At 69.9% G+C, this 7,512-nt stretch carries 4 protein-coding genes and 2 pseudogenes; 1 reads left to right on the top strand and 5 read right to left on the bottom strand.

Annotated features, from left to right (window positions below):
- Positions 1-102 precede the first annotated feature (102 nt).
- Positions 103-1,090: pseudogene (locus AC27IQ_RS16240) on the bottom strand (quinone oxidoreductase family protein).
- A gap of 134 nt (positions 1,091-1,224) precedes the next feature.
- On the opposite strand from AC27IQ_RS16240, the gene AC27IQ_RS16235 reads away from it, so the two are divergent.
- Entirely contained in the window at positions 1,225-2,133 is a 909-nt protein-coding gene (locus tag AC27IQ_RS16235; protein ID WP_284426497.1) for a DMT family transporter, read from the top strand.
- Positions 2,134-2,268: 135 nt separating this feature from the next.
- On the opposite strand, the gene AC27IQ_RS16230 is transcribed toward AC27IQ_RS16235, so the two are convergent.
- The 4 genes and pseudogenes from AC27IQ_RS16230 to AC27IQ_RS16215 form a co-directional block, all read right to left on the bottom strand.
- Entirely contained in the window at positions 2,269-4,944 is a 2,676-nt protein-coding gene (locus AC27IQ_RS16230) for a bifunctional diguanylate cyclase/phosphodiesterase (RefSeq protein WP_487090070.1), read from the bottom strand.
- Positions 4,944-6,065 carry a TRAP transporter substrate-binding protein gene (locus tag AC27IQ_RS16225; protein WP_372588181.1) on the bottom strand — a complete coding sequence of 374 codons (1,122 nt, stop codon included), beginning with the start codon at positions 6,063-6,065 and terminating at the stop codon, positions 4,944-4,946. Before AC27IQ_RS16225 ends, AC27IQ_RS16230 begins: the two co-directional genes overlap by 1 nt.
- 199 nt (positions 6,066-6,264) lie before the next feature.
- Entirely contained in the window at positions 6,265-7,236 is a 972-nt protein-coding gene (gene corA / locus AC27IQ_RS16220; RefSeq protein ID WP_284429114.1) for a magnesium/cobalt transporter CorA, read from the bottom strand.
- 48 nt (positions 7,237-7,284) lie between these two features.
- Positions 7,285-7,512: pseudogene (locus AC27IQ_RS16215) on the bottom strand (hypothetical protein); the annotation flags it as partial.

The following is a 7,512-nucleotide window of genomic DNA, read 5'->3' as shown; positions in this document are numbered from 1 at the left end:
CCTCGGCCAAGGCGGCGCTGCGTTCGTCCACGGCGGCCATCTGCGCCAGCCGCTGCGCCTGGCGGCGGGCGGCGGGCACCCAGCCCGGCACGGGCTGCCCGCTCATTCGAGGGTGAGGATGGTGCAGCCCGTGGTCTTGCGGGCCTCCAGGTCGCGGTGCGCCTGCTGCACGTCGCGCAGGGGGTAGCGCTGCTCGATGTGGATCTTGACCGCGCCGCTTTGCACCACCGCGAACAGGTCGTCCGCCATGGCCTGCGTGGCCTCGCGCGTGGCCATGTGGGTGAAGAGCGTCTGCCGCGTGACGTACAGCGAACCCTTGGCGCCCAGCAGGCCGGGCGGGAACGCCGGCACCGGGCCCGAGGCATTGCCGAAGGTGGCCATGAGGCCGAAGGGCCGCAGGCAGTCGAGCGACTTCTCCCAGGTGTCCTTGCCCACGGAGTCGTACACCACCTTCACGCCCTTGCCGCCGGTGATGTCCTTCACGCGCGCGGCGAAGTCCTCGGTGCGGTAGTTGATGGCGTGGGCCGCGCCGTTGGCGAGCGCGAGGCGGCATTTTTTCGTCGCTGCCGGCCGTGCCGATGAGCTGCAGGCCCAGGGCCTTGGCCCACTGGCAGGCGATCAGGCCCACGCCGCCGGCGGCCGCGTGAAAGAGCACGTGGTCGCCGGGCTGCAGGCCCTCGGCGGGCAGGGTCTTCTTGAGCAGGTACTGCGCCGTGAGGCCCTTGAGCATCATGGCCGCGCCGGTCTCGAAGCCGATGGCGTCGGGGAGCTTGCAGACGGTCTTGGCGGGCATCACGCGCACTTCGGAGTAGCTGCCGGGCGGGTTGCTGGCATAGGCCGCGCGATCGCCGGCCTTCAGGTGCGTGACGCCCTCGCCCACGGCTTCGACGATGCCCGCGCCCTCCATGCCGAGGGTGGCCGGCATGGACAGCGGATAGAGGCCCGTGCGGTGGTAGACGTCGATGAAGTTCAGGCCCACCGCATGGTGGCGGATGCGGATCTCGCCCGGGCCGGGGTCGCCGACGGCCACATCGACGACATGGAGTTCTTCGGGGCCGCCATGCTGGCGGATCTGGACGGCAAGGCTCATGGGGAACACTCCTGCAAGCTGAGAAGGGGGAAGGAACGAGAGAACGAAAAGCGGGCGACCGGCTGACGGAAAGCGGGTGAATCCTGCCATGTTTTGCCGCGGCCTGCCGGAGCGAGGCGCTACAGTCCTCGCCCATGACGCAACGACTCACCCCGGGCACGATCGCCCTGCTGGCCACCGCGCCGCTGCTGTGGGCCGGCAACGCGGTGGTGGGCCGGCTGGTCCACACGCTGGTGCCGCCCGTCACGCTGAACTTCATGCGCTGGGCGCTGGCATTCCTGGTGCTGCTGCCGCTGGCGTTCCGCGTGCTGGGGCCGCAAAGCCCGCTGTGGCCGCACTGGCGGCGCTATGCGGCGCTCGGGCTGCTGGGCATCGGCTGCTACAACGCGCTGCAGTACATGGCGCTGCAGACCTCCACGCCGCTGAACGTGACGCTGGTGGGCTCCAGCCTGCCGCTGTGGATGCTGACGGTGGGCGCGCTGTGCTTCGGCGCGCCCGTGCGGCGCCCGCAGCTGATCGGCGCGGTGCTGTCCATGGCCGGGGTGCTGCTGGTGCTGAGCCGGGGCGAATGGGGCCAACTGCTCGCGCTGCGCCTTGTGCCCGGTGACCTGTTCATGGTGCTGGCGACGATCTCCTGGGCGTTCTACAGCTGGCTGCTGTCGCGCACGCACGAGCCGGCCACGGTGCGCTCGGACTGGGCGGCGTTCCTGATGGCGCAGATGGTGTTCGGCCTGGCGTGGTCGGGCGCCTTCGCCAGCGGCGAATGGGCCCTGGGCCACACGCACATCGAATGGGGCTGGCCGCTGGCCGCGGCGCTGGCCTTCATCGCGCTCGGGCCGGCCATCCTGGCCTACCGGTGCTGGGGCGTGGGCGTGCAGCGCGCGGGCCCGGCGGTGGCGGGGTTCTTCATCAACCTCACGCCGCTCTTTGCCGCCGTGATGTCGGCGATGTTCCTGGGCGAGACGCCGCGCCCCTACCACGCGGCGGCGTTCCTGCTGATCGTGGGCGGCATCGTCGCCTCGTCCCGGCCCCACAAGGCCTGACCGGCCATCCGAGGCAAAACGGCCTCCAGCGCAATCGATACCAGGGCATAACGCTATTAAAAATATAGCGAACCGGCGATCCCCCCGCGGGCCGGGTCGCTGACGCGGCCGGCCCGACGCACGGGCGCGGCCGGTTCAGAGCGGCCCGGGCAGGGGCGCGCTCGGCGCGGCGGTGCTGGCAAAGCGCTCCACCAGTTCCCCGACCGGCAGGGGGCGTGCGAAGAGGTAGCCCTGGTACAGGTCGCAGCCGTGCAGCGCCAGGAAGTCCTTTTGCTCGACGGTCTCCACGCCTTCGGCGATCACCTGCAGCTCCAGATTGCGCGCCATGCCGATGATGGTCTGCACGATCACGTCGTCGGTGGGACGCACGCCCAGGTTGCGCACGAACGACTGGTCGATCTTGAGCTGGTGCAGCGGCAGCCGCGTGAGGTAGGCCAGCGACGAATAGCCGGTGCCGAAATCGTCCACCGAAAAGCGCACGCCCTTGGTGCGCAGCAGGTGCATCTTGGCGACCGAGTCTTCCACGTTGTCCAGCACCAGCGACTCGGTCAGTTCCAGCTCCAGCAGGTGCGGGCGGATGCCGGTCTCCTGGATCACCTCGACCACGCCCGCCACGAAGTCGGGGTGGCGGAACTGCCGTGCGCTCACGTTCACCGACACGTGCACGTTGCGCAGGCGCGGATCGCGCTGCCATTCGGCCAGCTGCTCGCAGGCCGTGCGCAGCACCCACATGCCGATGGGCACGATCAACTCGCTCTCCTCGGCCACCGCGATGAAGTGGCCGGGGGCCACCAGGCCGCGCTCGGGGTGCTGCCAGCGCAGCAGCGCCTCCACGCCCACCATGGTGCCGGGCAAGGTGAACTGCGGCTGGTAGTGCAGCACGAACTGGCCCTGCTGGATGGCGACCTGCAGGTCCACTTCGAGCTGCGCGCGCTGGGTGATGACCACCTGCATCTGCGGATCGAAAAAGCACAGGCCGTGGCCGCGCCGGGCCTTGACCTGGTGCATGGCGATGTCGGCCTGCTTGAGCAGCTCGGCCGCCGACTGCCGCGAGTCGCCGAACACGGTAGCGCCGATGCTGCAATTGCTGTGGTGCGTCTGCGCCCGCAGCTGGTAGGGCTTGCTGAGCGCCAGCAGGATCTTCTCGCCGATGCGCCGCGCCAGCGTGGCGGCCTCCTGCGGGTCGCGCGCCAGGTCGCACAGCATGACCACGAACTCGTCGCCGCCCAGCCGCGCCACGGTGTCGGTGGTGCGCACGCAGTCCTTCAGGCGCACCGCCACCTGCTGCAGCAGCAGGTCGCCCACTTCGTGGCCCTGCGTGTCGTTGAGGGTCTTGAAATGGTCCAGGTCGAGGAACAGCAGCGCCCCCAGTTCGCGCGAGCGCGCCGCCGTGGCGGCGGCCTGGTTGAGCCGGTCCAGCAGCAGGCGCCGGTTGGGCAGGCCGGTCAGCAAGTCGTAGAAGGCGAGGTTCTCGATCTCGGCGCTGGCCAGGCGCAGGTCGGTCACGTCGTGGTAGGAAATCATCAGGCCGCCCTCGGGCGTGGCGCGCTCGGTGATCTGGATGAAGTGCCCGTTGGGCAGCATCTGCTCATGCGTGCCCTCCGGGTGGCGCTGCAGCGCCAGGCGCTGGTCCACCCATTCGCGCCTTTGCCGCTCGGTGGCCTCGGGCAGGTGGTGCAGCACCGTCGCCTCCAGCAGCGCGCGAAACGGCAGGCCCTCGGTCATCACGCCGCGCAGCCAGGGAAACATGTCCTCGAAGCGGCGGTTCCATTGCAGCACCTCCAGGTTGCGGCCCAGCAGCACGAAGCCGGTGACCATGGAGCCCAGCGCCTGGTCGAGCGTGGCCTTGGAACTGGCCAGCGCCAGGCGCGCGCGGTTCATGCGCGTGAGGTAGGCGATGGTGAACAGCCCCGCAGCAGCCACGGTCACGCCGAAGAACAGCGCCACGAGCAAAATGGCCGTGCGCTCGCTGCGCCAGGACGACAACGCCGCCGCCTCGGGCAGGCTGGCCGAGATCCAGAAATCCGGATACAGGATGGGCCGCGCGACCACCAGCGACGACACGCCGGTGATGCGGGCGCCCTGGCCCCAGGCGCTGATGGGCACGCCGACCTCGCTCAGCGGATGCACCCGCGCGCGGTGGCGCGCATCGCCCCGGCCCGAGAACCCCAGCAGCATCTGCCCCTGCCCGCGCTCCAGCGTGACCTCCAGACCGGCAATGTCCACCGCCTGCGTGAGCACCGACACCAGCATGCTGGTGGGCACCTGGGCCACGGCGATCAGGCGCTCTCCGCCCAGTGAGCGCACGTGGCGGGCCACGTACACCACGCGCTCGGAACTGGCGAAGCTGATGGTCGGCACGCTGATCGCCAGCGTGGGCACGGGCTGGCCCATGACCTCCTCGAAGAAGCCCGAGGGCAGCTCCATTCCCACGCGGGCGCCGGCGGCATCCGACGAGGCGACCACCTTGCGCTGCCCATCCAGCAGGGCCACGTAGCGCACCATGAGGTTCTGGCGGGCGGCCGCGCGCAGCAGTTGGCTCACCGCGCCGGGATCGCGGGATTCGTGAACCTGCTCGCGCATCGCCATGAGGTCGGCGGTGCTGGCCAGCAGCACATCCAGGCCAAGCAGCGACCGGTTGACCGCGGCCTCGGCGCCGGTGGCAAAGCGCGTGACCTGCGCCTCGCTCTCGGCCAGCGCCGAGTGCCGCGTGCTCCATACCAGCCATGCAGCCGCCCCCGTCAGGGCCAGCAGGAACAAGGCCACGACGCCGCCCACGGCGATGCGGATGCGCCTGGAAATGGAGGACATCACGGGGCCCGTGGGGCGGCGATGCCGCGCGCGGGGCCGACCGTACGGTTCCAGAGATCCACGCAGGCGGGGCCGCAGCGCCGCTGCCAGTTCGCCAGCACGGTGGTGCGCAGGATCTCCACGCGCCGCGCATCGTCGGCCGCCGACACCGGCACCACCACCATGGAACCCTTGGCGCCCTTCACGCAGGTGGGCCGGCCCGTGTTGCACGCGAGCCCCTCGGTCGTCTCGCGCTCGGCATCGGCCCAGATGGCGGCCTCCAGCCGGGGCACCTCGCGCTGCAGCAGGGTGCGCAGGTCGGGGGGCAGCGAGTTCCACACGTCGCGATTGGCCCCGAAGATCGACAGGCCCCAGGTGAGCGGCATGGGATAGACGTACTGGGTCACCTCGTACAGCCCCAGGGTGTTGCCCGACATGGTGCCGGTCACGGCGCATTCGCTGTCGCCGGCCTTGAGGCTGGCCACCATCTGGCCGAAGCCCGTGTGCACCGGAATGCCGCCCACCGCGCTGATGAAGTCCGCCTGCGAGGCCGAGGCCACGCGGATGCGCCGGCCGGACAGGTCGGCCAGGCCCGTCATGGCGTTCTTGCAGAAGATCACCTGGGCCGGATAGACGTAGATGGCCAGCATCTCCATGTTGCGCTCCTGGCGCAGCGACGCCTGGAGATAGGGTCGAAACGCGGCGACCGTGGTGCGCAGGCTGGCGATGTCGGGACTCAGGCCCGGCAGATCGGGCGCCGTGTACTGCGGGTACTGCGCGGTGAGGGAACTCATCAGCACGGTGCCGAAGGGCACCACGCCCAGCTCGACCAGGCGCAGCATCTCCATGCCCGGCACACCCGCGCGGTCGAAGGGCACGATGGTGGAGGAAAAACGGCCATTGCTGAGCCGGGCCAGCTCCTGCGTCCAGAACGGTGCCTCGCGCTGCGTGTACTGCGACAGGGCACCCAGGCTGCCGACCACGCGCAGCATGAACGGCGCAGGGGTGGGGGCCGGTGCCGATGCGCCCGGCCCGCCGGCGCTGGCGGCCGGGGGACTCTGGGCGTGCCCTGTCAAAGTAGCGCAGCAGAGCCAGGCCAGTGCCAGTCGGCACAGTGCGCGGGTCAGGAAAAGGTGTTGCATGAAGGAACGCCGTGGTTCTTGTTGCCGTGTCGCCGCCAGAGATTTCTCCCTCCCCGGCTTTTGTACCATCTTGCCGCGATTTGACCAATGGGCAGCGACCCAGGAGCGATCCGTTTGACAACACCCGCGCGCACGGCACGGTGCGCCACCGGATGCCCGGCGGCCGGCCGCCGCCGGCACGCGTTCACCCACCCGCGGTTCAGAGCCAGCCCGCCCGCCGGAAGCGGTAGTACAGGTAGCCGCACACGCTGAGGATGAGCACCAGCGCCGCCGGGTAGCCGTAGGTCCACTTCAGCTCGGGCATGCCCTCGAAGTTCATGCCCCAGATGCCGGCGAACGCGGTGCAGACCGCGAAGATGCTGGCCCAGGCCGCCAGGCGCTTGGTGATCTCGTTCTCCTCGATCGTCACCATCGAGAGGTTCACCTGGATGGCGGTGCCGATGGTGTCGCGCATGGCGTCGATCGAGCCGTTGATGCGGCTCAGGTGGTCGAGCACGTCCCGGAAGTAATCCTGCGAGCCCATGCACACCTGGGGCACACGCCCGCCGTGCAGCTTGCCCACCCCTTCCATCAGCGGCGCCACCGCCCGCTTGAGCACCATGGCACGGCGCTTGAGTTCGTAAAGGCGCTGGATGTTGTTGTGCGGCGCGCCCTTGGTGAAGATCTGCTGCTCGATCTGCTCGAGCTCCACCTCCAGCGCGTCGATCACCGGAAAGTAGCGGTCCACCACCGCGTCCAGCAGGGCGTACAGCACGAAGCCCGATCCGGTGCGCAGCAGCTCCGGCTGGCGCTCGCAGCGCTCGCGCACGCCCAGGAACCCGAGCTTGCTGCGGTTGCGCACCGACAGCACGTAGTTGCTGCCGACGAAGACATCGACCTCGCCCACGTTGATGCCGCCCTGCTCCGCGTCGGGCTCGACCAGGTGCAGGACGGCGAACAGCGAGTTGCCGTATTCCTCGATCTTGGGGCGCTGGTGGCCGTGCTGGGCATCCTCCACGGCGAGTTCGTGCAGGCCGAACTCCTGCTGCATCTCTGCAAGCTCCTGCGGCGTGGCATCGGCCAGGGCCACCCAGACGAAGCAGCCTGGCAGGGAGACGTAATCGCTGATGTGGTCGACCGAGATATCGGCCAGCTTGGCACCGTTTTGGTAGGCAACGCAATTGATCAGCATGGGGCAATTCAGGTCGACGGCAACGGCCTGGATCTTGCCATGCCGGCGCTACGTTCCGGCGCTCCCGAGGTCCCTGGGCGGCAGCGGCAAAAAAGCCTGCAGACGCGCGTCGTAGTCCCAGCGCGTCAGCCGGTGGCGCGCGGGCAGCACCTCGGCGCCGGACCGCACGGGCGCCGGGCGCTCCAGCGTCACCAGGCTGTTGGGCGCATGGGCGCGCAGGCGCACCGACACGGCCGTGCCCGCGCGGGCGGCCCACAGGCCGGGCAGCACCTCGGC

This window comes from Acidovorax sp. KPB24-07 (genome assembly GCF_057543315.1).
This window is presented reverse-complemented; position numbering and strand designations above follow the sequence as displayed.